Source organism: Mesorhizobium sp. M0833 (assembly GCF_040319905.1).
Lineage (GTDB): Bacteria > Pseudomonadota > Alphaproteobacteria > Rhizobiales > Rhizobiaceae > Mesorhizobium.
This window is the reverse complement of the sequence record NZ_JAMYOQ010000002.1, coordinates 1-23,791: the sequence shown is the minus strand read 5'-3', so window position 1 is coordinate 23,791 and position 23,791 is coordinate 1. Positions and strand designations below refer to the sequence as shown.

Here is a 23,791-nt window from a genome sequence, read left to right as displayed (position 1 = left end):
CATTTCCCGAAAAAGACGATGCTGAAAATCGTTGCGGCCCGAATTGCTGCGATGTGTGCGAAAAGGTCCTCGCCAGGTTCGGCAGCAGTCGGCTGTCGTGTGTTAAGCCGGCGTCACGCCCCATCTGGTTCAAGAGGAGTGGCTATCCCACACCCTGGCGGCGGCAATTCGGCCGCTCGCTGTTTATGCCGCGGCTTTGGCGTGCCGGTCAAAGAACAGGGCCTGGCTGATAAGAGCCTTGACCATATCCGGGTTGAACGGCTTGGTAACGAGGAAAGCCGGTTCCGGCCGCTCGCCGGTGAGCAGGCGCTCGGGAAAGGCGGTGATGAAGATCACCGGCACCGAGGTGGACGACAGGATCTCATTGACGGCCGCGATGCCCGAACTGCCGTCAGCAAGCTGAATATCGGCAAGCACCATCTTTGGCCGCGTCTTGCCGAACATCGCCACCGCCTCGGCGTGGGTGCGCGCCGTTCCGACGACGCGGTGGCCGAGGCTTTCGACCATTTCCTCGATATCCATGGCGATCAGCGGCTCATCCTCGATGATCAGCACATCGGTTGCCACCTGGCGGGAGATCTCGTTGCTCGCCTGCGCGAGAAGTTCGGAGAATTCCTGTTCGTCGACGTCGAGAATCTCCGCCGCCTCGTCTTCGCTGAAGCCTTCAACCGCGACCAGCAGAAAGGCTTGGCGGGGACGAGGCGCAATTGCATTCAGATTGGCCGCGGCACGCTGTTCCCATGCCGACTGGGCATGCTCCTGCGGAACGCGAATGGCCACTGAGGTGAAGAGCTTGGCAAAGACCTTGTAGAGCGCGATGCGGTCGTTCGATGCGTTCGGAAAGATGTCGACATCGGCAATGATGGCCTCGAGCATTGCGGCGACCAGCGCGTCGCCGCTCTCCTGCGAACCGGATACAGCGCGCGAGAAGCGACGCAGGAACGGCAAGTGCGGAGCGATGGTTGCTGATAGGCTCATATTGGACGTCTCCCTCATATGACGTGATGCATGTTACAGCTAAAAACGGTTCGCAGGGCCCAAGGTTGAAAACGCAGGTTCTGCGAAAAAGTTCCGATCATGCGGAACTAAGTATATGGGCTGGCGTTTAAGGGCGGGTTGGGCAACCAGACGAGGCTGCCGCTTGCCTTGCGTTATGTGTTGAAGGGCGGCTTTAAGGCTGGGACAAAAGGGCGAATGAAGAACATGACGAAAGCTACCATGGGTGGCGTTGGCAACGGGCGCCGGGCTGCTTCCCGCGACCCGCTTGGGCCGAACTCGGAAATCGGTCGCAAACTCAAACAATACTACGACGAGCTGGTCTCCGACAATGTGCCGGATCGCTTCGCCCAACTGCTCAGCCAGTTGGAAAAGGCCGAACCTGTACAAAAGAAGGACTGAGGCATGGCGGCCGTCTCCCAGGGCTTCAAGACCGACTTGCTCGGCTCGATCCCGAGCCTGCGGGCTTTTGCCGTGTCGCTGACGCAAAACGCCGACAAGGCCGACGACCTGGTGCAGGAAACATTGGTCAAGGCCTGGGACAAGCATGAAAGCTTCCAGCCCGGCACCAATCTGAAGGCATGGCTGTTCACGATCTTGCGCAACGAATTCTATTCGCAGATGCGCAAGCGCGGCCGCGAGGTGCAGGACAGCGATGGCGTCATGACGGCCAGGCTTGCCGTTCACCCGGCCCAGCACGGCCAGCTTGACCTCGAAGACTTTCGCGGCGCGCTCGAATTGCTGCCAGAAGACCAGCGCGAAGCCATTATCCTCATCGGCGCGTCGGGCTTCTCCTACGAGGAAGCGGCCGAGATCTGCGGCTGCGCCGTCGGAACGATCAAGAGCCGCGTCAGCCGCGCCCGCACACGGCTGCAGGAAATCCTGAAGATCTCTGGTGAAGACGAGTATGGCCCGGACGCAATTTCGGCTCAGGTAACCGGGTCGACGGCTGCGTGAAGCGCGGCGTGTTCGAACCGCTCCGCGCCTCAGCGGAGAGGCGTTCGCCTGCAGGCCGCCGCCACTGCCTCGACGAGATCGTCTCCCGAATAAGGCTTGGTGACCAGTCTGACGCCGGGAAAGGATTTCTTGATCTCGTTCGTATCCGAATAGCCGGAGGCGAAGACGAACGGGATGCCCGCTTCACGCAGCCGCGAAGCAAATTGGAGCGTCGAAACGCCGCTCAGCATGAGGTCGACTATGGCGACATCGAACTGCGCGGCAACGTCTTGCTGTTCGATCTCAGTCAGATCACGGGCGATGACCACATTGAGCGCGCCGTAGTCGCGGCAAAGCTGCTCGATATCCATGGCAATCAGGAACTCATCTTCCAGGATAAGAATCCGCAAACCGTCAAGTGATGCGCGCACGCAGCAATATCTCCTTAAATGCGTATCGTGAAACGAGGGAAGTCATGATCGTTATTTGGCATGCTGTCATTTAAAAAAGACGTGCCGGCGCGGATGCGTCGGCCTCGGCCCATGCGAGGCATTTGCAACGCGCGCTGCCGGAGATAGGGTTAGAAGAGGTTCGCGCCGGAACCTTGGGGTCTGTCGGGCGTTTCGACCGAGCAAAATCATGGAGAGTGAAGCAATGGCGACTGCCGCAGGTAAGGCCGGGAACGAAGCCCGCACGAATTCCGATATTGAGGCCGACATCGCACAATTGAAGGCCGACATCGATCAACTTACCAAGCTGTTGGCCAAAACTGGCGAACATGGCTACGGGGCAGCGCGGCGAGTCGCCGCCGAAAGCGTCGAGCAGTTGCGAACCCAGGGCGAGGCAGCCTTCGATAGCTTGCGCACCAACGCCAGGGACATCGAGGCGCAGATGATAGCGCATATGCGCGAAAAACCGGTGACTTCGCTGGCGATCGCCGCAGGCGTCGGATTCCTCTTCGCGCTTCTCGCGCGCCGCTAGTTCTGCACGCATGGGAATGCTTGCATCGCTGATCTCGGGCCTTGCCTCGGGCGAAACCATTGCGGCGGTGCAACGCGTGCGCGTCGCTGCGATTGTTTATTTGGTCGCAGCGCTCGCGGCGCTGTGCGGCCTCGGCTTCCTCGTCGGGGCGGCTTATATCTGGGCGGCGGCCAGCTATGGGCCGATGGCAGCTTCCCTGAGCTTCGGGATCGGCTTTCTGGCAATCGCCGGTCTCATCCTGCTCGTCTACCGGATGTCGGCCGGCTCGCGCGCCAGGCGCCGGGCGAAGCGACGCAACGCCGACATGAAGGCTATCGGCATCACTGCGGCACTCGCCGTGCTGCCGGCGCTGCTCAAGGGCAAAGGTGGCCTGGCGAAGGGCGGGTTGGGCGCCATTCTCGGCCCGGCGATAGCACTCGCTGCCTACGCCATCTACCGCGAGAACGTGAAGCGCGGCTCGGATGATCCGGATACCGGCAAACGCGAATAGTTCGGAGGGGATAGTTCAGGGCAAGCGATTCTGGCGCCGGTCGCAAAATGCCGGCGTCACAAATCTTCGAGCGGAATCGAAATTTCGGCGACAACGCCATCCGGCCGGAATTCATGGGTCACCTCGCTGGAAATGACCTTGGCCAGGCTGCGGCGGATCAGGATCGAGCCGAAGCCATGGCGTTCGGGCGGCGCAACCCGCGGTCCGCCGCTTTCGCGCCAGGCCAGCAACAGACGCCGTGCACCCTTCCTGCCTTGTACCTTCCAATCGAGATCGACCTTTCCGGAAGAAACCGAGAGCGACCCGTATTGCAGTGCGTTGCTTGCCAGTTCATGCAGGATCAGTCCGAGTCCGACTGCCTGGTCGGGTGAGAGCAAGACATCGGCGCCGGAGATCGCCATCCGCGATTGTCCGGCGGCTTGGAACGGCTTTACCTCGATCTGCACCAGCTCGCGGATGCCGATGCCGCGCCACTCGCGGTCCGACAGCAGGCTGTGCGCAACGCCCAGTGCCTGCAGCCTGGCGCTGAAGGCGCCGAGGAATTCGCTTGGCTGGCGGGCATGGCGAACAGTCTGCGTGGCCAGCGCCTGTACAGTTGCCAACGTGTTCTTGACGCGATGATTGAGCTCGCGCAGCAACAGCCGTTGGCGTTCGTCGCCTAGCTTGCGTTCAGTGATGTCGTAATTGACGCCGAAGATCAGCGTCGGCTTGCCCTCGCCGTCGCGCTCTATGACGCGGCCGCGCGTTGCGATCCATCGTGGCGGATCGAGGCCTCTGACACGGTATTCGCCAAAATAGTCATCGCTGCCGGTCAGCGCGTCGCGAAAGCGTGTTTCGGTCTGGTGAACGTCGCGCGGGTCGATGGCGGTCAGGATGTCGCGCGCCCTCAGTCTGTTCGACTTCGGCAGGTTGAACAATTCGGGCAGCAGGACGTCGCAGTCGATCATGTCGCTGCGGATATCCCATGCCCAGCTGGCAAGCGAAGCCGCATCGAGCGCGATAGCGCGCCGCTTTTCCTCTCGAACCAATGCGGCCTTGGCGATCGCCGCGCTGCGGGTTGCATCCTTCAGCGTGAACAGGCTGGCGGCGAGCCCAGCGAGCGCCGACAACTGGTCGAGCTGGACAGAGGAGGGATGTGCGTGCGGCTTCCGGTCGAGCACGCACAGCGTGCCGATCAGCGCGCCGTCGATCATGATCGGCACGCCTGCGTAAAAGCGGATATGATGCTCGCCGGTGACCAGCGGATTGGCTTTGAACCGCGGATCGGCCGCCGCGTCGGCCACCACCATCGGCACGTTGCCGGCTGCGATGGCATAGGCACAGAACGATGTCTCGGTTGCGGTTTCGGTCTGGTCGAGGCCGATACAGGACTTGAACCACTGCCGCTCGGCGTCGACCAGCGTGATCAGTGCGACAGGCGTTTGCATCGCCGAAGCGGCAAGACCACCGATACGATCGAAATCAGGGTCGGCAGCCCTGTCCAGCGCGTCGAGGCCGTGCAGCACGGCAAGACGGTCCGCGGCGCCCACCACACGGCGAATATCGGCCGGCAGGCCCGGCGTGTTCTGGCTATTGTCGTCCACTATGCCCCCAGTGGCCGGCTCTGATTGATCAGGCCAACCGGCCCGTTTGCCGCCTTGCAGAGCCGGAACTTTCGCTGCGGGGGACCGTTACCAGCCAACGCCCCGCCAGTTACGCCTGCCGGCGCCAAATATGGAGCCAGACAATGCCAAAAACCATTCCTGAAAACAAAGCCCGTCAAGGACGGCAGGGTCGGCATGTCCTTCGTATCCTGATCGCCGCGCTGTTGCTGGCTTTTATCGCCTGGGGCGTCGCCGAAATCTACGGCTGGATGATCGAGACGCCGAAGACCGAACAGAGCAACACGCCCAGCGGCTAGGTTCTCCCCATCGCTCGTGCCAGCTCGCATCACGCAACCGCACATCAGGCATCCCACGTCAGGCAACCTTTGCCTCGGCGGCGCGCGCCGGGACGAGAACATTCAACGCGCGCGGATGGATTTCGACGGTCGTCTCGCGATCGAGCTTTACCAGTTCACCGTCCATGACGGCCTGAACTTTCCTGTTCGTCGAATGGATTTTCAAAACGGCGCGGTTTGCCTGATGGATTTCGACATGTTCGTTGCCGCGCCATTTCCCACGGGCGACGTCAAAGAGGAACCTGATCAATTCGCCGCGCCGCCGTGCCACCGTGACATAGATGCCCAGCACGCCGCCTGCCGGATCATCGGCATAGGGCAGGTGGCCCTCGCCAAACAGATTGTTGGTGATGCCGATACCGGTGATCCGGGTTTTGATCTCGGCCTCGCCGATCGTCAGCGTTACGTTCATCGCCGGCGGGTTGTTGATCGTTGCCCAGGCGGCTCGCACCGAGGCACGCATCTTCCCCAGCCGCGAGCCGAATTCCATCTTCTGGCGCAGTTGCACCATCCTGGCATGCATGCCGATCGAGAATTGATGCACGAAAGGCCGGCCGTTGGCTGTTGCAATGTCAATCGCCATCACCTCGCCGTCGGCAAACGATTTCAGCGCCGCATCGAGGGTCTGCGGAATACCGAGGCCGCGCGCAAAAAGGTTCATTGTGCCAGCCGGCAGAATTGCCAGTGCCTTCTCCCCATTCATCAAACGGCCTGCCGCGGCCGAAATGGTGCCGTCGCCGCCGCCGGCCAGTACGACGTCGATGCCGTGCCTGGAAGCTACGCCGTCCAGTGTGGCGACGATATCCTTGCCGGCAACGATTTCGATATCGATCGAGTGGCCGGCAGTCTCAAGCGTGTTGCGCATCCGACTGGCGAAGGCCTCAAGATCGATGGTTCGCAGGGTGCCGCCGTCCTTGTTCAGCACCGCTGCAAACCGCATGGCCGTTCCATTTTTTCCAGCACCTATCCGGCCGGGACGGGGTCCCAGCCGGGAGTGGAACGGCGCGGCCGAGAAAATGTTCCTTTCGACCAGCGCGGTGAATCCAAGAACCATTGACATCGTACCGGGTGCACCACGGCTTTTTTCGGAACAACAGTGTGGTCACAACGTTGTGAACATGCAGAAGACGCTGCGCCCGCAGTGACGCCAGGCGGGCAGGGCGTGCACGAAATCACCGACGAGGAGACACTAAGATGATCCGCACCCTTTTAACCACGACAGCAGTCGCAACATTGATTGCGACGGGTGCCTTTGCGCAGTCGGCGACGACCCCGGCGCCGGCGCAACCACCCGCAGTAGAGAACCCCGCTCCAGCCGCTCCGGTGCAACGGGCCGAGGGCAGCCTTGCTACCAACATCATCGGCGAATCCGTCTATAACGGCACCGGCGCCGATGCCCAGAATATCGGCAACGTCAGCGACATCGTCTTCGACGAGCGCGGCGAGGTAAAATCCGTCGTCATCGGCGTCGGCGGATTCCTGGGCATCGGAACCAAGAATGTCGCCTTCGACTACGGCAAGATGCAATGGGCAGAAAAGAACGGCGACCGCTGGCTGATAGCTCAGACGACGAAAGATGAGTTGACGGCTCAGCCGGATTTCGACCGGAAGCCTTACGATCCGCCTCCGCCGCCAGCTTCGGCCGATAATGCGGCACCCGCCGCCCCTTCGGCTTCCACCAGCGCGCAGAATACAACGCCAGCGCCTGCCGCGCCGGCTGAGCCAGTGAAGCGCGCCGAAGGCAATCTCGCCACCAATATCATCGGCGAGACCGTCTATAACGGCACCGGCGACGACGCCCAAAACATCGGCGACGTAAACGACATCGTCATCAACAAGGAAGCCAAAGCGCAATCGCTGATCATCGGCGTCGGCGGCTTCCTCGGCATCGGCGAAAAGAACGTCGCCTATGATTTCGACAAGGCGCAGTGGGCCGAGAGGAACGGCGATCGCTGGCTGGTCGCGCAAACCACCAAGGAAGAGCTGCAGGCGCAGCCGGACTTCAACCGCAAGGCCTATGATCCGGCGCCGGCATCCACTGCTTCGAACGATGCCAATGCGCCTGCTACCGTCACGCCTACCGTGATGGCCAGCAACACCGCGTCGACCAACAACACTGCGACGACCAATAACGCCGACCAGGCCGGCAAGACGGCTCAAAACGCCCCAGCGCCCGCAACGGCCGACCAAACCAAGACCGGGTCGATCGACAAGTCGACGTTGACTGAAATGCCGATCGGCCAGATCCGAGCCGAGGATCTGGTTGGAACGACCGTTTACGGCGCCAACGATGTCAACGTCGGCGAGATCGGCGATATCGTGCTGGGCGCCGATAAAAAGGTCGATGCAGTCATTATCGATGTCGGCGGGTTCCTCGGTGTCGGGGAGAAGGAGGTGGCGGTCGGCATGGACAACCTGAAATTCATGACCGACAAGAACGGCAAGCGCTATCTCTACACGAACTTCACCAAGGAGCAGCTCGAAGCGCAGGCCCCCTATGACAAGGCCAGCTATGCGCAAAACCGCGACAAACAGCGCATGATCATGCGCTAAGCAGCACACAGGCCGACAGAGAAGCCCGCGCCGGCAACGGCGCGGGCTTTGTTTATGTCGAGGGAAAGCCGGCGACATGGCCGGCAACGCCATTGTCCGTCAATTCGGCGAGCGCCAGAGATTGGTCGAGATGCTCGGCCCGCCAGGTAAGCAGCCTTTCGGCAAGTTCCAACCGCACCGGCAGATAGGCTGGGTCGTCAGCGACGTTGGCCAGCTCGCCGGCATCTTTTTCCAGGTCGAAGAGCAAGGGCGGCAGGCCGCCCCCAAAATTCACATATTTGAACTTTTGGGTGCGGATGACGGCGAGATTGCACTGACGCGGACCGATACCGAAATAGCGTTCTGCATCACCATCGGCGATCGAGCGGAAATCGAATTCCCAATGCGCCGCATCGCGCCAATCGCCCGGCTCCGTTGCGTCCAGGAAAGGCGCCAGCGAGCGGCCGTCGAGATGCGGCAGCACTTCGCCGCCGGTGAGCTCGAGCAAGGTCGGTACCAAGTCGACCGCCTCCGTGAAGCGGTCGACGCTGCTGCCGGCAGCCTTGCGGCGGCGCGGATCGCGAATGATCAGCGGAATATGGAAGCTGCCGTCGAAGAAGCCGCCCTTGCCCAGCATGAAATGATCGCCCATCATCTCGGCGTGGTCTGAGGTCAGCACGATGACGGTGTCGTCCCATGCATCGGCCGCCTTGACCGCTTGCCAGACACGGCCAAGCTGCGCGTCGACCTCCGAGATCATGCCGTAATAGAGCGCCCGGATGCGGCGAAAACTATCGTCGCTCCAGTCGCGCACCTTACCTTCCCAGCCGGGGCGGAATTTCGACCGTTCCTGCCGGTCTAATTCATAGGCGAGATAGGGGTGGCTTGCTGCTTCGGCCTGCCAGCTTTCAGCGCGGTCAAAAGCTGGGCCGACAGCCGGATCGTACATGGTGTTGTAAGGCGCCGGCACGATGAAGGGCGGATGGGGGCTGATGAAGGAAAGGTGCGCGAACCACGGCGCATCGTGCTCCTGCTCGCCGAGCCAGCGGATGAATTCGCCAGCCAGGAAGGCCGACGGCGTCTCGTCCTTCGAATAGATTGGCGGGGCGTTGCTGATCTCGCCGTCGTTTTCCAGGATTTCGCCCGCCGGGCGGTGGATGTCGGGGGAGCCGGCGCCGGCATCGACGCCGCGCGCCTTGAGCCATGACAGCCAGGGCCTCTGATGCTCGGGCAGAAGCTGGCGCACGGTAAAGCCCGGCAGCACGCCTTCATAACTCTTCAGCTGCGGATCGCCAGGCGCCAGCGTGCGCGGGTCGTGCGACGTGTCGGTATAACCGAACAGCGTCGGATCATAGCCGAGAGCGCGCGCCCAGAGCGCAATGTTGCCGTGGCGGGCGTCGAGCGGTGTGCCGTTGCGGCAGACACGATTGTTCATCTGGTAGAGGCCGGTGTAGAGGCAGGCGCGCGCCGGCGAGCAAGGTGCGGCGCCGCCATAGTGCTTCCGGAACAAAACGCCGTCGGCAGCCAGCGCGTCGGCATTCGGCGTCCTTACCACCTTGTGGCCAGCAGCTGACAGGCAGTCGCCCCGCCACTGGTCGCAGGTGATCAGGAGAATGTTGGGGCGTTTTCCACTCAACCGCTGTATCCTCGTGCTGGCTACACGCGTCGCTCATGGAGCGCAATTTCGGCGAGTACGCAGGCCGGTCCAGCTGCCGAATGATGAACAAAACCTGCTTCGTCGTTCACTTTAACAGCACAGTCCATTCTGTGTTTGCCGTCTTTGCGGCCAGGAGGCGGATGCTCATATTCGCGTGGACAGCGGCAAGGGCCGCACCGACACAAGGAAAGGAGCAACAGACATGCTCGACCAGGTCAAGGGCCTGCATCACGTCACCTCGATGGCCAGCGATGCGCGCCAGAATAATGAATTCTTCACCGGGACGCTCGGCCTGCGGCGGGTCAAGAAAACCGTCAATTTCGACGCACCCGACGTCTACCACCTCTATTACGGCGACGAGGTCGGCACGCCCGGCTCGGTGATGACCTACTTCCCGTTCCCGAACATCGGCAAAGGCCGCCATGGAGTCGGCGAAGTCGGCACCACCGCTTATTCGGTGCCCGAGGGCACGCTCGGCTATTGGGAGAAACGGTTTGCCGAGCAAGGTGTCACCGGGCTGTCCCGCGAGGAGACGTTCGGGGAGAAGCGCCTTGCGTTCGCCGGTCCCGACGGCGACGGGTTTGCGCTGGTCGAGGACAGAGCGGACAGCCGTGCGCCATGGGCCAAGGGTGGCATCCCCACCGACGAGGCGATCCGCGGCTTCCACTCGGTGTCGCTCAGGCTGAAAGATGGCGGCGCCACCGAAGAGCTGCTGAAATTCATGGGTTATGAGGAGGTCGACAAATCCGGCAACGTCAGGCGGCTGGCGGTGAAGAACGGCAACGGCGCCGATGTGGTCGATATCGAATCGCTGCCAGGGGCCGGCTTAGCCAATCTCGGCGCCGGCTCTGTCCACCATGTCGCTTTCGCCGTCGAGAACCGGGCCAAGCAGCTCGAAGTGCGCAAGGCGCTGCTCGATACAGGTTATCAGGTGACGCCAGTGATCGACCGCGATTATTTCTGGGCGATCTACTTCCGCACACCGGGCGGCGTGCTGTTCGAAGTCGCCACCAACGAGCCGGGCTTCGACCGCGACGAGGATACCGCCCATCTCGGCGAGGCGCTGAAACTGCCGTCGCAACACCAGCATTTGCGGCCCTATCTCGAGCAGCATCTGCAGAAACTGGAAGACTGAGGGCAAGGTTATGAGCAAGGATTCGTATATTCACAAGGTGCTGCCCGGTTCGCCGGGCGGACCGTTGCTCTTCGTCTTCCATGGCACTGGCGGCGACGAGGATCAGCTTCTGTCGCTTGGGCGCGATCTTGCGCCGCAAGCAACGATCGTTGCCCCGCGGGGCGATGTCTCGGAACAAGGCGCCGCACGCTTCTTTCGCCGTACCGGCGAGGGCGTTTACGACATGGGCGACCTCACGCGAGCGACGGACAAGATGGCCGGCTTCGTCAAGGCGCATGTCGAGGCGGCAAAGCCATCTTCGGTGCTAGGCCTCGGTTATTCCAACGGCGCCAACATCCTGGCCTCGGTGCTGTTTGCCGAGCCGTCGCTGTTCGACGCAACGGTGCTGATGCATCCGCTGATCCCGTTCGAGCCGGAGGTCAAGGGCAGCCTTGGCGGCAGCCGCATCCTGGTCACCGCCGGCAGGCGAGACCCGATCTGTCCGCCTAATTTGACGGCGCGGCTCGAAGCCTATTTGCGCGCCGATGGCGCCGATGTCACAGTCGAGTGGCATGACGGCGGCCATGAGGTGCGGCCGGGCGAGATCGAGGCGGCGCGGCAGCTGCTCGCCGTGGCGTCGGATGAAAGGACCGCAAGCCATGTCTGACCTATTGCCGGAAATTGAACTGGAGGACCGCGGCTCGAAGGGCCGCTACTTCCTGCGTGGGCCGGACGGCGCCGAGGCGGAGATGACCTTCACCAAGATCGGCGAGCACCAGATCATCATCGACCATACAGAAGTGCCGGATGCATTTCGCGGGCAGGGCGCGGGACTTCGCCTGGTCACCCGTGCCGTCGAGGATGCGCGTGCGGCGGGCAAGACGATCATCCCGCTTTGCCCGTTCGCCAATGCTCAGTTCCGCCGCCATCCGGAATGGGCGGACGTGCTGAAGCGGTAAGAGACAGCCCCTCGGTGAATGACAGGAGAAAGGGTGCGCGGCTTTACCGCGTGCCCCTTCGACCATTGGCGGCGTACAAACACAAGGCAAACATGCGGGATTTGCGCAGAGCGCCCGTCTTGCCTAAGTATTGGCAACAACCGGCTCGCCTTCTGCGGCCCGACCACTTCAACCGAATGGCCCCCCATGACCGAATCCGATCTCGTTCCCGTCTTCGACGGCCACAACGACACGCTGCTCAGGCTCTACCAGTCGAAGGATGCGGACGTCGAAAAGCTGTTCGTCGAGGGGACACCGGGTGGCCATATCGACCTGCCGCGCGCGAAGAAAGGCGGATTTGCCGGCGGCATGTTCGCGATCTTCCCGCCGCCTGCCGAGAAATCCAAACGCGGTGCGGTGCCGCTGGCGCCGAGCGACAGCGAGCCCTTGCCGCCCGAGGTTCCGCGCGCCGATGCGCTCAACTCCACCGTAGCGATGGCCTCGATCCTGTTCAGGCTGGAGCGGGCTTCGGCGCTTACCGTCTGCCGCAGCGCCGGCGATGTGAGGAAGGCGATGGCGCAAGGCTCGATTGCGGCGGTGTTTCATATCGAAGGGGTCGAGGCGATCGACCCTGAGCTCACCCTGCTCGACGTTCTCCACGCAGCCGGCCTGCGCTCGCTCGGCATCGTCTGGAGCCGTCCCAATGCCTTCGGCCACGGCGTGCCGTTCCGCTTCCCCTCGTCGCCCGATACAGGGCCGGGGCTGACCGATGCCGGTAAGGCGCTGGTGAAAGCGTGCAACCAGCTGAAGATCATGATCGATCTTTCGCATCTCAACGAAAAAGGTTTCCGCGACGTCGTCGAGATCAGCGACGCACCGCTGGTCGCGACCCATTCAAACGTGCACGCGATCTGCGGCCATTCGCGCAACCTCACCGAATGGCAGCTCGGCGCGATCCGCGAGTCCGGCGGCATGGTCGGGCTGAACTTCGCCACCGGGTTCCTGCGTGAGGACGGCAGGATGAACGCCGACACCAGCCTCGACATCATGGTGCGCCATGTCGATTCGCTGCTGCAGGCGCTGGGCGAAGACGGCGTCGGCCTGGGCTCGGATTTCGACGGCGCCATGATCCCGGCCGTGATAGGCGACGTTGCCGGCCTGCCAAGATTGCTCGACGCTTTCGCGGCGCGCGGCTTCGGGCGCGCGCTGATCGAGAAGATCGCCTATCGCAACTGGCTCGGCATCTTGGAAAAGACCATCGGCTAAGCGGGTGATGCCGGCTTGTCCGGAACACAGTTTGGAGGCGGACTATTCGAACCCCATGCGTTTAAGCCAGTCCTGGCCAATGCCGCGGTCGCGGATGATCGGCAGCGGATCGGTCGAATCCAGCCTCGCACAAATGCGGTAGACCTCCAGCGTTTCAGCGCTCATCTCGCCGCGCTTGTAGAAGAACATGGCCGCGGCATAGCGGGTGCGGCCCGACCATTTTTCGCCGAGCGGCGTGTTGACCAGCTGCCACTGTTCGGCGGCTTCGGCGTCGATTTCGTGACTGTCGATGTCGTCGGCCATATTCAGAAATCCGCAGGCGATTGGCAGTGCGGCGGCCGAGCTTGATGACCAGCCGCGGCACCAGTTTGGCACGCTTCAGCAGCTTTTGATATTGCAGCTCGCGCCTGGCGTAGATCTCGACCCAAGATCCGCTGCAGGCGGACTCGGCGGCGCTGATCTGGTCCGCGTGCCGGGATCGCTGCCTTTCGCCGATGGCGCCTTCGACGTCGTTTTCTATAAGGGTGCAGTCTCGACGAGAACATTCGAATATGGGCAGCCATGCAGAAGGTGCTTGACAGTGCCAAACACCGTCCCACTGATCTTCGCGGCCGAAGCCGGTCGGCTAGCCGGCGATGCTGGAGACCGTTACCCGATGAAGACAACAGAGGCGCGCGAAGCCCTCCTCGAACCGGCGCGAAAAAGCGATTCCGATAAGCGCGGCCGCAAAGCGTCGAAGCAGACAAGGCAGGTTCAACTGATCGAAGCGACTATCGATTCATTGGCCAAGCGCGGCTATTCGGAAACAACTATGGCCGACGTCGCCGACGGCGCCGGCCTGTCGCGCGGCATCGTCAATTTCCATTTCGAGAGCAAGGAGAAGCTGCTCGTCGCCACTTTGCAATACATGCATGACGAGTATTCGGCGCATTGGCGCAGCGCCTTGCAAAGGGCCGGCGATGATCCCGCCCGCCAGCTGCAGGCATTGGTGGCGGCCGATTTCGACCGCTCGATATGCAACAAGCGTAAGCTGGCTGCCTGGTGTGCCTTCTGGGGCGAGGCCAAATCGCGACCGAAATATCAGGCGCTGAGCAGCGCACGCGATGCCGTCTACCAGAACATCTTCATCGATCTTTGCGCGGCGCTCAAGCAGAGCGGCTTCTATGCCTATGAGCCGCAAGTCATGGCGCTGGCGCTCAGCGCCATGCTGGATGGTCTGTGGCTGCATTTGATGATGGGCACCGAGGACGCCACACGCGAGACGGCGCTGCAGGCCGCAAACGAGTTCCTGTCTGCGGCATTCCCCAAGCACTATCCGAACTTCGCAGCCCGCGGTGCCAGGCCGGCGTGAACCATCAAAAAGAGGGTGGACCAGCAATGAAGACAATGATCCGGCCCCTGACATTCGAGAAGATCAAGGCCGGCTAATGAAGTTCAAGATCGAACGAGCCGATGTGGCCATCGTCGGCGCCGGCTTCACCGGGCTGTCGGCCGCGCGTGAATTGAACCACGCCGGCATCGATGTCGTGCTGCTCGAAGCCCGCGACCGTGTCGGCGGCCGCGTCGAAGCCGTGCAGAACGGGCTCGGCGAGCGGATCGACAGCGGCGGCCAGTTCCTGTGCGAAGACATGCCGGAATTGATGGCGCTGGTGCGAGCGCGCGGCAAGACATTGGTCGAGACCCATGTCGCAGGCGAATTCGTCACGCAGCCGCGAATGGGCGAGGCGCAAGCCGGGCGCACATACGGCACCGCGATGCGAATGCGCGAGCGGATGAACGCGATCGCACCGAACGACCCGACCATTGCCGGCTTGACGGTCGCGGCATGGCTCGATCGCCAGGCCGATCCCGACGATGCAAAGGCCGCGTTTCGGTCGATGATCGAGGGCCTGTGGTGCCTGGCAATGGAAAGGCTGCCGCTGTGGTACTTGATCGACAATGATCGCCGCATCACCAATGAGGTGTCGGAGCTGCAGTATTTCGTGGGCGAAACCATGCATTCGCTGGCGGATGATCTTGCGCGGGATCTCGGCGATCGACTGCGGCTGAATACAGCTGTCGAGGCCATTGAGCACGGGCCGGGAGGGGTTCGCGTCGTGTCGCCTGCAGGCGCGATCGAGGCACGAGCGGTACTGGTCGCCGTACCGCCGATGATGGCCTCGAGAGTGGATTTCGTGCCGCCGCTGCCGGCTGTGCTGAAGACGGCCCTAGGCGTCTGGCAAAGCGGCGCGGTGATCAAGATGCTGGTACGCTACCCCAAGGCTTTCTGGCGCGACAGGGGCTTGAGCGGCATGGTGATGTGGCGCGACCCGCACGGGCTTTTTGCCTGCGATGCCAGCAGCGACGAGGATCATGCAGCACTTGTCGTCTTCATCGGCGGGCCGCTGGCGCAGCGCTGGCGGGATCTGGACGACGCGGCGTTACGCGCAAAGGTGACGTCAAGGCTGGAACAGGCGCTCGGTATCGAGGCGGCCGGCATTATCGATCTCAGTTATCGCGACTGGACTGGGGATCGCTGGAGCGGCGGCGGTTACAGCGATCTGATCGTCGATGCGACGGCAACGGATGCCGAACGCATTATCCGTGCGGGCGCTCCGCCGGTCCATTTTGCCTCGTCGGAGCTGTCGCCGTCATTTCCGGGCTATGTCGAGGGCGCCATCGTCGCCGGCCGCATTGCTGCCCGAAAAATTATTCAGTCGGCCATCGACAGCAGAGCCTCGGGGTCATAAGCGAGGCGGATCAAGCTGCCGAGCGGGATCGACACGCATTGCCGCGAGCTCGGCCTGCTGGTCAGGCCGCTGATCAATATGTGCGTCATGTCCCGCCGCTGATCATCACGCGCGAGCAGATCGACGACATGGCGTCGATCCTGCGCCAAGGCATTTCGCGCACGATGGACTATCTGCGCCGGGAAGGGGTGTGGCGGGGTAGGCGTTTATCACCGGCGATCTCGCCGGCCGTTGGGCCATATCGGGTTTCCAGCAGGCGAACTGCCGCCTTGAACTATGCGTGCTGTGCCCGCGTTCTGGCGGCCTTCTGCGCCGCCTGCTTCCTTCCGCTGGCGCCTTTCGTCTCGGCGGCCTTCTTCGCGGCGGCCGAGCGCTCCTCAGCCGTCCGGCGCGAGGCCGCACGCTTGGCCTGCTGCGAGAGCGCCTCGTGCGACGCCGTGCTCTTCGGCTCGTGCTCGAGCACCTTGGAGACGGCTTTCGAGACCCGCGGGCGGCGTTTCGGCGTGCGTTCGCCCTGGCCGGCCTCATAGGCGTATTCGGCGCTCTTGCGCGTGCTTTCCTTCACCTTGCCCTTTTTGGGCGGGGGCAGGTCTACGCCTGCGCGTCTTGCCTCGGAAAGTCCAATGGCGATGGCCTGCTGGGTCGACCGCGCGCCGTGCTCGCCGCGGCGGATTTTATCGATCTCCTCGTGCACGAACTCGCCGGCCTGGGTGCTCGGCGATTTGCCCTCGCGCTTGTCCTTTCGGGCCTTCTCGATGGTTTTCTTGTCCGGCATTGTCTTTCTCCCACATACGGGTTGCGACAGCCTTTCGGGTTGCCGCTGCGCGCGGTCTTATGAGGATCATAACGCGTTGAGGACGCAAATGATCCCGGGACTGGTGATCCAAGCCCCGGCTGTCAGGACGTCGACGCCGATCTGTCCGAAACCAGATGGCGCAAGAACCATTGGGTAGCGAGATCCGCGACTTCGTCCAGGGCGCCGGGCTCCTCGAACAGATGTGTCGCGCCAGGGACGATGGCGAGCTCCTTCTCGCTGCGGAGCGCCACCAGCGCCGAGCGGTTGAGTGCGATCACTTGTGTGTCCGCGCCTCCGACGACGAGCAAGGTCGGCGCCCGGACGCGCGGCAGGGCGAGCGCTGCGAGATCGGGCCGGCCACCACGCGAAACCACGGCCGCGGCATGGTCGGGCCGCTCGGCCGCCGCCACCAGGGCGGCACCGGCGCCCGTGCTCGCGCCGAAATAGCCAAGACGCAACCCCGACGTGTCCGGCGAGGCGCCGAGCCAATCCGTGACGCCAACCAGCCGATCGGCGAGCAGTCCGATATTGAAGCGCAACTCGGCCGTGACCTGGTCGATCCGTTCCTCTTCGGCCGTCAACAGGTCGACGAGGAAGGTGGCGAGGTTCGCCTCGTTCAGCCTTGCGGCCACGTAGCGGTTGCGCGGGCTGTGGCGGCTGCTTCCGCTGCCATGGGCGAAGAGCACAAGGCCAGGAGCATCCGGGGGTAACGAAAGATCGCCCTCGAGCGTGACAGGCCCCGCGGGAACATGAACGACGTGCTCGCTATGCCGGTCCATATCCACCTCCGCTATGGCGATCTGGTGGCGCGCCCCGGACCCGCGCCCGCGTGCCCAGCCAGCTCCTCTTCGGAAGCGGCAGTCTTGTCGGAAGCTGCAGGCTTGGGCACGGACCTGGCGAGCAACGCGCGGACCTCATCATCGCTCGTCTGCGAGAAATCCACGTACCAGCGCCCGACACCGAGCAACGGCTCTGGTGTGGTCGCGCAAACAACCTCGTCGGCGTCCGCCCGCATTGCGTCGCAAGTGTCGGGGCTACCGACGGGAACGGCCGCGACAATACGGGCGGCGTGGTTTTTTCGCAGCGCCTTGATTCCGGCCCGCATGGTCGATCCGGTCGCAAGCCCGTCATCCACGAGGATAATGGTCCGTCCGTTCAACTGCGGTGGGGGTCGCCCGGCCCTATAGAGGTGCTCGCGGCGCAGAAGCTCTTTTTCCTCCTTTGCTGCGACCGCGTCGATGACATATGGCGGGATCGCGAGACCGCTGACGATTTCGTCGTTCAGGACACGTACGCCGGAGGGCGCGATCGCCCCCATGGCCAGTTCCTCGTGGCCGGGGACGCCGAGCTTGCGCACGACGAAGACGTCGAGTGGTGCCTTGAGTGCCTGCGCGACCTCGTAGCCGACCGGCACGCCGCCACGGGGCAGCGCCAATACGATCACGTCGTCGCGGCCGGCAAAGCGAACGAGCTCCCCGGCGAGTCGCCGCCCGGCCTCGCGGCGATCTGAAAAGAGGACAGCCATGACCTTCAATCCGCGTGCATCTGTTTTCCCGGTGGATGTGCTTTCACCAACCTGCGGCTACATCCCGTGGGATGGCTGCGGCACCGGCGTTTCCGAGGCGACGGACAATCTCGGCGCTAGGGCGCTTGCCCGCAGGTTGTACCGCGCTCGTCGTTTAGCTGAACACCGCCTGCTCAGGCAGCCTTCAGCTTGGCACTATCGCGCTTTCACTTCAATGCGGCGTGTCTTGTCCTTTGCAGCGGGGTTCTTAGGAAGCTCGACGGCCAAAACGCCGTTCTTGAAAGTGGCCTGTACCTTGTCGGCATCGACCTCCGCATCCAGGGCGATGGTCCGCTGAAACCGGCCGTAACTGCGTTCGCTATAGGTGCGGCCGCCAACGCCTTCCTTGTGCTCCGAACGCTTCTCGCCCGTAATGGAGAGGATGTTGTCGCGCAGCTTGAGCTCAACGTCCTTCTGCTCGAGTCCCGGCAATTCGGCGGTGACCTTATAGGCTTGATCTGTTTCATACACGTCGACGCTCGGCCAAAGATCGCCGGCCGTAGTCGCTTCGGCCATTGGCGCAAAGAAGTCGTCGAACAGGCGATCGATCTGCCGGTGGAATGACGTAAGCGGATCTCGTCCGGATGGATAAAGACTTCGCGATGGCGTCCAGGACGCCAAGTCACGGTTTGCTATGGTTCTTCTCCTGTTTTTCCTGTTTGCATCGCTCGCCGCCATGTGATCGGCGACAGCAAATAAAACTCGTCCGCCCATGAGGATGTTCCGCACGCCGGCCGGGAAAGGCGGTCCGAAAAACCGCGGAATGCGCATCGGGGAACAACCGGCAGGTAGGACTGTTTGGTCACATCCGCCGTAATCGGATTTGAACGGAAGGAGGATTCGATGAACGCCACCGGACTCGACGTATTCGACAAGACACTGCAGACCACGAACATCTGGCTCGACGAGATCATGGACGAGATTGGACCGGATCGGCAGGTCGCCTGGCACGTTCTCGGAGCGGTGCTACACGCCCTGCGCGACCGTATGCAGCCGGATCTTGCAGCCCACCTCGGCTCGCAGCTGCCGATTCTGGTGCGCGGCGCCTTCTATGACCAATATCAACCTTCCAAGGCTCCCGAGAAGGTGCGGTCGCTCGACGAGTTTCTGGCCAAGATCAAGGCGGAGCTTGAATTCACCCGTCCGGTCGATTCCAAGGATGCATTCAGGGCCGTGTCCAAGGTGCTTGCCCATCATGTCGGAGAAGGACAGATGCACAAGGTCTGGGAATCCCTGCCAGGAGAGATCAGACGCGTCGCCGAAGCTCAGCAAGCGGCGTGAACGGCGCCGGCGCGGGTTTCTTGGTCGCAATCTTCTTGGGGAAACAGCAATGCCACTCACGCTTATCAGCCCGGCGTTCCCGGCAGGCGGAAAAATTCCCGAAAGGTATACGCGTGACGGCCAGAACGTCTCGCCGCCACTGAAGTGGTCCGGTGTTCCGGATGGTGCCAAGAGCCTTGTTCTTGTCGTGCTGGATCCCGATGCGCCAAGCGGGACTTTCGGGCATTGGGCGGTATTCAACATCCCGCCCGATGCCGGCGAACTCGCCGAGGCAGCAGACGGCAAGCCCGGTCCGTCGGCACTCAGGCAGGGCACCAACGATTTCGGCAATGCCTATTACGATGGCCCGCAGCCGCCCGTAGGGCATGGCGTCCATCATTACCATTTCCGGCTGGCCGCGCTTGATGTGCCGAGCCTCAGCGTACCGGGACAGGCGGGCGTGCATCAGGTCTGGAAGCAAGCCCAGAAACACGCATTGGAGGAGACGGAGTTGGTCGGAACCTACGAACGGCCGGCGTGACGCGGGCGACGTCGGTCGCCGCCTTCACAACGTAATCTGGGCAAGCGGTTTTCGGGCAGGGCCGTGGATGACCGAACCATCGGCCGCGAAGATCGAGCCGTGGCAGGGACAATCCCAGGTGTGGTCCGCAGTGTTCCAGGTTACGGTGCAGCCCTTATGGGTGCAAGTCGCCGAAACCGCCTGTAGTGCGCCTTCGGTGTCTCTCCACGCCGCAATCTTTTCCTCTCCCCTGACGATCACGCCCCCCATACCAGGCGCAATGTCGTGGGTGCTCGAGACGATCGATTGACTGCGGCCGTTCTTGTGGAAGTCCTCAGGATAGGGCCGAGCCGGATCGTAGAGTTTTTGCCATGGGCTCGGGCGGCCGCAGATCAGGTCGGCGATCATCGCGCCCACGGCCGTCCCGTTGGTGATGCCCCAGGCGTTGAAGCCAGTGGCAATGTGGAAGCCGGCTGCCTTGGCGGGATCGGGCTCGCCTGCATATGGAATTCTGTCGGCCGTATCATAATCCTCATTGCACCAGCGCCACGCGACGTCGCCGACCGAAAGGTTCTTTCTTGCCCATTTTTCCAGTTCGACAAACCGCTTGGCCACGTCGCCGTCCCAGCCGGTGTTGAACTTGGGACCGAGCGTGACCAGCAGCGGCCCTTCGGCATCGTGGCCCGTGCGGATGGAATGCGTCGGATCGTCGATGCCGATGAACATGCCGTCGACAGAGAGGGGATCGTCGATCCGAAAGGCCATGGCGGTGTGGCAGCGCGGTTGCGTCCGGTTCGCCATGCCGATGGGGCTCTTCACCGTCATGTTGGTGGCGACGACGACATGCCGGGCATCAACGGCGCCGCCATCGGTGACGATGCGCCAGCGGCTTGCCTCGTCGATCGAGGTGGCGCGGCTGTTTTCGAAGATCCGACCACCATGGGCCGTCACCGCTTCCGCCAGGCCAACCAGATACATCGCCGGATTGAACTGCGCCTGGTCAGAAAACCGTAGCGCGGCGGCCGTTTCGAAAGGCAGCGGCGCGTGGTCGAGGATCTCGGCCTCCAGCCCGACCTGGCGCGCGGCCTCGGCCTCGGCCGCGACCTCCGCGCGCCGGCTTTCATCGCAGGTGTACGTGTAGGCGTCCTTGCTCTCGAGATCGCAGGCGATGGCGTACTCGCGAACCCAATCGCGGATCTGTCGGGCGCCGGCGGAATTCGCATCGGCGTAGACCTGGGCCAACTCCCGGCCGACAGTGTCGATGAGATGACGATAGATCAGTGCATGCTGCGTGGTGATCTTGGCCGTCGAGCGGCCGGTCACCTGTCCGCCCGTGCGCAGGCCTTCAACGACGACCACCGACCGGCCTGCCTCGCAAAGGCGAAGCGCCGTCGTCAGCCCGACAATTCCAGCACCCACGACAACGGCGTCCGCACGGATCGAACCTTCGAGCTGGGGGTAGTTCGTGGATCTGGCTGCCGCTACCCAACAGCTTCCCGGTTTTCCCAAGAGAATGGCCATTTCAACCGCGCTCCTTGCGTCTCGATGCACTTCCATCGACAACCGCGCCAGCAGGGGAACGTTCCCGAGCTTGGTTGCTTCTTTCAGTCATTGTCCCGCCACCCCGGGTCAGAAAAGCACCGGGAAGGCGCGAGGTGCAGGCCATCACCCAGGTGATCGCCTCGCGGTCGTATTCGTCGCCGGAGCGCCAGTCCTCGAAGAAGGCATTCAGCCTATCGACACGCCCCGGCCAGATGCCGGCGGCTTGCAGGCCGAGCGATACGCCGTAATTGGTGAAGGCGAACTTGGTATCGCGCAGCCATGGCGCGCGGCTGAAATAACCGGGCGGGTCGACCCACATCGTTTCCAGGGTTCGCAGCGAATGCCTTGTCTGGGCCTCGGCCCACGGCTCGTCGGGAAAGAAATGGGCGAGCCACAGCATCATGCCGAGGCCGAGGTCCTGGTCGACGTCGAGCGTGCGCCAATCGCGCTCCATCAGATCACGCATCTGCGCGATCTCGGGCGCCAGTTCCTCTTCGTCGAGCATGCGATAAGAGACGTAGCCGTCATAGGCATCCATGCTGCCGAGGCCGTAGCCGGGGTAAGGACCGCTCAAATCCTCCTGCATCTTCCAGATCACGCCGCGGCCGGGAACCACAAACGCCGGGTGAATGTCCCGCGCCAGCGCAATGCCGCGCTCGCGGTATTCCGGCTTCAGATCGCCGAGACGCGCCAGGGCAAACAGCCACATCGCCAGATAGTGGAAATACTGGCCGTCGCGATCGGCCGCTTCGCCGATCCTCAATCCGCGCCGGCGGCCGAGCACACGCTCGACATCCACCACCAGCCGCTCGGCCTCGTCCAGCCAGCGCTCTTCGCCAAGTTCCGTATGAAGCGAGACGTAGAGCACGACCCCGAATGCATCGGTCCACAGATATCGCAAGCCGTTGGGCCAGATGCCTTCGGCGCGCATCCAGTCGAGTTTTTGCAGGACATAATCGACGTCACGCAGCATTGCGCCAAGTCCCGAATCCACGGCAGACTTTGCCGATGTTCGGGTCCATGCGATTGCGAGCATGCGGCATATCTGCCTCAGGTTGATCTGGCCAGGATATCGCCAAACGATCTGATCGGCGGCGGGGTTCCTTGGTCGCTTCCACCGGCCGCGACCGGGAACCCTCGACCTGATCATGAGTTTCGGGTCCAGGCACAACGGGATGCGGGAGGTTACCAGTCATTTTCGGAGCCTTTCAATCGAGGAGGCAAAGTTGCGACACCGCCAAATCAGAGTTGACGGAATTACTGTCTTCTTTCGCGAGGAAGGGCCGGCCGACGCTCCCGTGCTTCTGCTGCCGCACGGCTATCCCTGTTCCTCCTATCAGTTTCGAAGGCTGATGCCCGGACTGGCTGATCGCTGGCACACGTTCGCCCCGGACTTTCCTGGCTTCGGCTATAGCGCTACGCCCGACATGGCTGCATTCGGCTACGATTTCGAGACCTATGCCGGGTTTTTGGCGGCTTTCGCGGACACGCTCGGTCTGTCCCACTATGCGCTCTGGCTGCACGATTACGGCTCTCAGATCGGCTTGCGCCACGCCATCGCCTATCCGGAGCGCGTTGCCGCGCTTATCATCCAGAACGGCGATATCTACGAAGACGTGCTCGGCCCGAAATACGCAGCCATCAAGGCGTATTGGAACGACAAGACGCCCGACAAGCATCGCCCGCTGGAAGAAGCGGTGAGCGAGGAGGGCTTCCGGCACGAGTTCATCGGTGAGGTTGGCGAGGCCGTGGCCGAGCGCGTGCCGCCGGATCTGTGGAAACTCCATTGGCCTCTGATGGACACGCCTCCCCGTCGGCGGCTCGCGGTCGGCCTGATGGAGAAGCTGGAGGCGAACCTCAACTGGTTCCCGAAATACCAGGCTTATCTGCGCGAACGGCAACCACCGACACTGATCGTCTGGGGTCCTGAGGATGGCTATATGCCGGCCGCATCGGCCCGCGCCTACAAGCGCGACTTGCCGCAAGCAGAGCTCCATCTCCTCGATGGCGCCGGCCACTGGCTACTGGAAACCCATTTCGATGAGGCGCTTGCGTTGGTGCGCGACTTCCTCGCACGCGTTCACAGCCGAGCACCGATGCAACCGTCTGGTAACCTGTTGAAAACGTGGTGATCCCGACAGGGATTTTGTACCTTCATCAGCATATTACGCTGCCTGTAGCTGACATTCACGGCAACCAGCACCGAGACCCCAAAGCAGCCACTTGTTCGAGTAAATGCCTTGCCAGATCTTGGAGGAGATGCCGGCCCTCTGTGAGAGGGGCCGGCGTCCGGAAGCCCTCCAAGGAACGAACGCGCGGGTGGTGATCGCGAATTCGACCCTATGGAGATTTGACGAGAACTGCCAATACTCCTCAATAAGGCCCTCGCCGATGAGCGGCCCGAGACATAGGTGACGATTTGTACCGGACACATAGTGTAGTGCACCCCTCGGGTGAGACAGAGATCAGTAACAGTTCTCTGTTTCTGAGATCGCCGCAGGGGCTTCCCGCCGCGATCGTATTAGGCCGGC

27 protein-coding genes and 1 pseudogene are annotated in these 23,791 nt (G+C 62.6%); 16 read left to right on the top strand and 12 right to left on the bottom strand.

The genetic code is table 11. From position 1 onward, the window contains the following. Nucleotides 1-183 precede the first annotated feature (183 nt). A complete protein-coding gene (locus NKH98_RS02185; protein WP_352476204.1) occupies nucleotides 184-978 on the bottom strand; it encodes a response regulator in 795 nt (264 codons plus the stop codon). 216 nt (nucleotides 979-1,194) lie between these two features. Between NKH98_RS02185 and NKH98_RS02180 the strand changes: the two genes are divergently transcribed. Next, nucleotides 1,195-1,398, top strand: coding sequence for a NepR family anti-sigma factor (locus NKH98_RS02180; RefSeq protein ID WP_023678543.1), 204 nt, complete (start codon nucleotides 1,195-1,197; stop codon nucleotides 1,396-1,398). Nucleotides 1,399-1,401: 3 nt separating this feature from the next. After that, nucleotides 1,402-1,953 carry a sigma-70 family RNA polymerase sigma factor gene (locus NKH98_RS02175; protein ID WP_023678544.1) on the top strand — a complete coding sequence of 184 codons (552 nt, stop codon included), beginning with the start codon at nucleotides 1,402-1,404 and terminating at the stop codon, nucleotides 1,951-1,953. 29 nt (nucleotides 1,954-1,982) lie between these two features. On the opposite strand, the gene NKH98_RS02170 is transcribed toward NKH98_RS02175, so the two are convergent. Beyond that, nucleotides 1,983-2,303 (bottom strand): response regulator, encoded by a 321-nt coding sequence (locus tag NKH98_RS02170; RefSeq protein WP_502894191.1) that lies wholly within the window; start codon nucleotides 2,301-2,303, stop codon nucleotides 1,983-1,985. A gap of 283 nt (nucleotides 2,304-2,586) precedes the next feature. On the opposite strand from NKH98_RS02170, the gene NKH98_RS02165 reads away from it, so the two are divergent. Next, a complete protein-coding gene (locus NKH98_RS02165; protein ID WP_254816582.1) occupies nucleotides 2,587-2,913 on the top strand; it encodes an ElaB/YgaM/YqjD family protein in 327 nt (108 codons plus the stop codon). Between the two features lie 10 nt (nucleotides 2,914-2,923). Next, a complete protein-coding gene (locus tag NKH98_RS02160; RefSeq protein WP_352896380.1) occupies nucleotides 2,924-3,403 on the top strand; it encodes a hypothetical protein in 480 nt (159 codons plus the stop codon). A 56-nt stretch (nucleotides 3,404-3,459) separates the two neighbouring features. On the opposite strand, the gene NKH98_RS02155 is transcribed toward NKH98_RS02160, so the two are convergent. Then, nucleotides 3,460-4,986 carry a sensor histidine kinase gene (locus NKH98_RS02155; RefSeq protein WP_352476208.1) on the bottom strand — a complete coding sequence of 509 codons (1,527 nt, stop codon included), beginning with the start codon at nucleotides 4,984-4,986 and terminating at the stop codon, nucleotides 3,460-3,462. A 143-nt stretch (nucleotides 4,987-5,129) separates the two neighbouring features. On the opposite strand from NKH98_RS02155, the gene NKH98_RS02150 reads away from it, so the two are divergent. Next, complete coding sequence (locus tag NKH98_RS02150) at nucleotides 5,130-5,303, top strand: hypothetical protein (protein WP_352476209.1); 174 nt, start codon at nucleotides 5,130-5,132, stop codon at nucleotides 5,301-5,303. 58 nt (nucleotides 5,304-5,361) lie between these two features. Here NKH98_RS02150 and NKH98_RS02145 read toward each other — a convergent pair whose 3' ends face one another. Next, entirely contained in the window at nucleotides 5,362-6,282 is a 921-nt protein-coding gene (locus tag NKH98_RS02145; RefSeq protein ID WP_352896377.1) for a diacylglycerol/lipid kinase family protein, read from the bottom strand. A 254-nt stretch (nucleotides 6,283-6,536) separates the two neighbouring features. Here NKH98_RS02145 and NKH98_RS02140 point away from each other — a divergent pair, with 254 nt between their 5' ends. Then, complete coding sequence (locus NKH98_RS02140; protein WP_352476211.1) at nucleotides 6,537-7,895, top strand: PRC-barrel domain-containing protein; 1,359 nt, start codon at nucleotides 6,537-6,539, stop codon at nucleotides 7,893-7,895. A gap of 52 nt (nucleotides 7,896-7,947) precedes the next feature. Here the strand turns inward: NKH98_RS02140 and NKH98_RS02135 are convergent, their stop codons facing one another. Next, complete coding sequence (locus tag NKH98_RS02135; RefSeq protein ID WP_352896374.1) at nucleotides 7,948-9,510, bottom strand: alkaline phosphatase family protein; 1,563 nt, start codon at nucleotides 9,508-9,510, stop codon at nucleotides 7,948-7,950. Between the two features lie 223 nt (nucleotides 9,511-9,733). Here NKH98_RS02135 and NKH98_RS02130 point away from each other — a divergent pair, with 223 nt between their 5' ends. From NKH98_RS02130 to NKH98_RS02115, 4 genes are all read left to right on the top strand, one after another. Further along, nucleotides 9,734-10,666 (top strand): VOC family protein, encoded by a 933-nt coding sequence (locus NKH98_RS02130; protein ID WP_352896370.1) that lies wholly within the window; start codon nucleotides 9,734-9,736, stop codon nucleotides 10,664-10,666. Between the two features lie 10 nt (nucleotides 10,667-10,676). Next, nucleotides 10,677-11,312 carry an alpha/beta hydrolase gene (locus tag NKH98_RS02125; protein ID WP_352896367.1) on the top strand — a complete coding sequence of 212 codons (636 nt, stop codon included), beginning with the start codon at nucleotides 10,677-10,679 and terminating at the stop codon, nucleotides 11,310-11,312. Further along, on the top strand, nucleotides 11,305-11,604 hold the full coding sequence (locus NKH98_RS02120) for a GNAT family N-acetyltransferase (protein ID WP_352687334.1): 300 nt from the start codon (nucleotides 11,305-11,307) through the stop codon (nucleotides 11,602-11,604). The genes NKH98_RS02125 and NKH98_RS02120 overlap by 8 nt, the downstream gene beginning before the upstream one ends. Nucleotides 11,605-11,790: 186 nt before the next feature. Beyond that, on the top strand, nucleotides 11,791-12,849 hold the full coding sequence (locus tag NKH98_RS02115; RefSeq protein ID WP_352896364.1) for a dipeptidase: 1,059 nt from the start codon (nucleotides 11,791-11,793) through the stop codon (nucleotides 12,847-12,849). Nucleotides 12,850-12,891: 42 nt separating this feature from the next. Here NKH98_RS02115 and NKH98_RS02110 read toward each other — a convergent pair whose 3' ends face one another. After that, nucleotides 12,892-13,152: a hypothetical protein gene (locus NKH98_RS02110; protein ID WP_254816593.1), complete on the bottom strand. Its 261-nt coding sequence runs from the start codon at nucleotides 13,150-13,152 to the stop codon at nucleotides 12,892-12,894. Between the two features lie 352 nt (nucleotides 13,153-13,504). Between NKH98_RS02110 and betI the strand changes: the two genes are divergently transcribed. From betI to NKH98_RS02095, 3 genes and pseudogenes are all read left to right on the top strand, one after another. Next, on the top strand, nucleotides 13,505-14,200 hold the full coding sequence (gene betI, locus NKH98_RS02105; RefSeq protein WP_352896775.1) for a transcriptional regulator BetI: 696 nt from the start codon (nucleotides 13,505-13,507) through the stop codon (nucleotides 14,198-14,200). A 76-nt stretch (nucleotides 14,201-14,276) separates the two neighbouring features. Beyond that, a complete protein-coding gene (locus NKH98_RS02100) occupies nucleotides 14,277-15,578 on the top strand; it encodes a flavin monoamine oxidase family protein (RefSeq protein ID WP_352896361.1) in 1,302 nt (433 codons plus the stop codon). A 27-nt stretch (nucleotides 15,579-15,605) separates the two neighbouring features. After that, nucleotides 15,606-15,778 (top strand): annotated as a pseudogene (locus NKH98_RS02095) (aspartate aminotransferase family protein); the annotation flags it as partial. Between the two features lie 74 nt (nucleotides 15,779-15,852). Here NKH98_RS02095 and NKH98_RS02090 read toward each other — a convergent pair. The 4 genes from NKH98_RS02090 to NKH98_RS02075 all read right to left on the bottom strand — a co-directional run bounded on the left by NKH98_RS02090 (nucleotide 15,853) and on the right by NKH98_RS02075 (nucleotide 18,652). Beyond that, on the bottom strand, nucleotides 15,853-16,353 hold the full coding sequence (locus tag NKH98_RS02090) for a DUF6496 domain-containing protein (protein WP_254816596.1): 501 nt from the start codon (nucleotides 16,351-16,353) through the stop codon (nucleotides 15,853-15,855). A gap of 122 nt (nucleotides 16,354-16,475) precedes the next feature. Beyond that, on the bottom strand, nucleotides 16,476-17,153 hold the full coding sequence (locus tag NKH98_RS02085; RefSeq protein ID WP_352896357.1) for a dienelactone hydrolase family protein: 678 nt from the start codon (nucleotides 17,151-17,153) through the stop codon (nucleotides 16,476-16,478). Nucleotides 17,154-17,164: 11 nt separating this feature from the next. Next, nucleotides 17,165-17,899, bottom strand: a complete 735-nt coding sequence (locus NKH98_RS02080; protein ID WP_352896354.1) for a phosphoribosyltransferase — start codon at nucleotides 17,897-17,899, stop codon at nucleotides 17,165-17,167. Between the two features lie 195 nt (nucleotides 17,900-18,094). Then, nucleotides 18,095-18,652: an Hsp20/alpha crystallin family protein gene (locus NKH98_RS02075; protein WP_352896351.1), complete on the bottom strand. Its 558-nt coding sequence runs from the start codon at nucleotides 18,650-18,652 to the stop codon at nucleotides 18,095-18,097. Nucleotides 18,653-18,781: 129 nt separating this feature from the next. On the opposite strand from NKH98_RS02075, the gene NKH98_RS02070 reads away from it, so the two are divergent. Both NKH98_RS02070 and NKH98_RS02065 read left to right on the top strand, forming a co-directional pair. Further along, nucleotides 18,782-19,219, top strand: coding sequence for a DUF2267 domain-containing protein (locus NKH98_RS02070; RefSeq protein WP_352505043.1), 438 nt, complete (start codon nucleotides 18,782-18,784; stop codon nucleotides 19,217-19,219). Nucleotides 19,220-19,268: 49 nt separating this feature from the next. Continuing rightward, entirely contained in the window at nucleotides 19,269-19,739 is a 471-nt protein-coding gene (locus tag NKH98_RS02065; protein ID WP_352505044.1) for a YbhB/YbcL family Raf kinase inhibitor-like protein, read from the top strand. A gap of 24 nt (nucleotides 19,740-19,763) precedes the next feature. Here NKH98_RS02065 and NKH98_RS02060 read toward each other — a convergent pair whose 3' ends face one another. After that, nucleotides 19,764-21,239: an FAD-dependent oxidoreductase gene (locus NKH98_RS02060; RefSeq protein WP_352896347.1), complete on the bottom strand. Its 1,476-nt coding sequence runs from the start codon at nucleotides 21,237-21,239 to the stop codon at nucleotides 19,764-19,766. A gap of 1 nt (nucleotide 21,240) precedes the next feature. Further along, complete coding sequence (locus NKH98_RS02055) at nucleotides 21,241-22,233, bottom strand: hypothetical protein (protein ID WP_352896345.1); 993 nt, start codon at nucleotides 22,231-22,233, stop codon at nucleotides 21,241-21,243. A 202-nt stretch (nucleotides 22,234-22,435) separates the two neighbouring features. On the opposite strand from NKH98_RS02055, the gene NKH98_RS02050 reads away from it, so the two are divergent. Continuing rightward, the gene (locus NKH98_RS02050; protein ID WP_352896342.1) at nucleotides 22,436-23,392 is read left to right on the top strand and encodes an alpha/beta fold hydrolase; all 957 of its coding nucleotides are present in this window, start codon (nucleotides 22,436-22,438) and stop codon (nucleotides 23,390-23,392) included. Nucleotides 23,393-23,791: the final 399 nt, after the last annotated feature.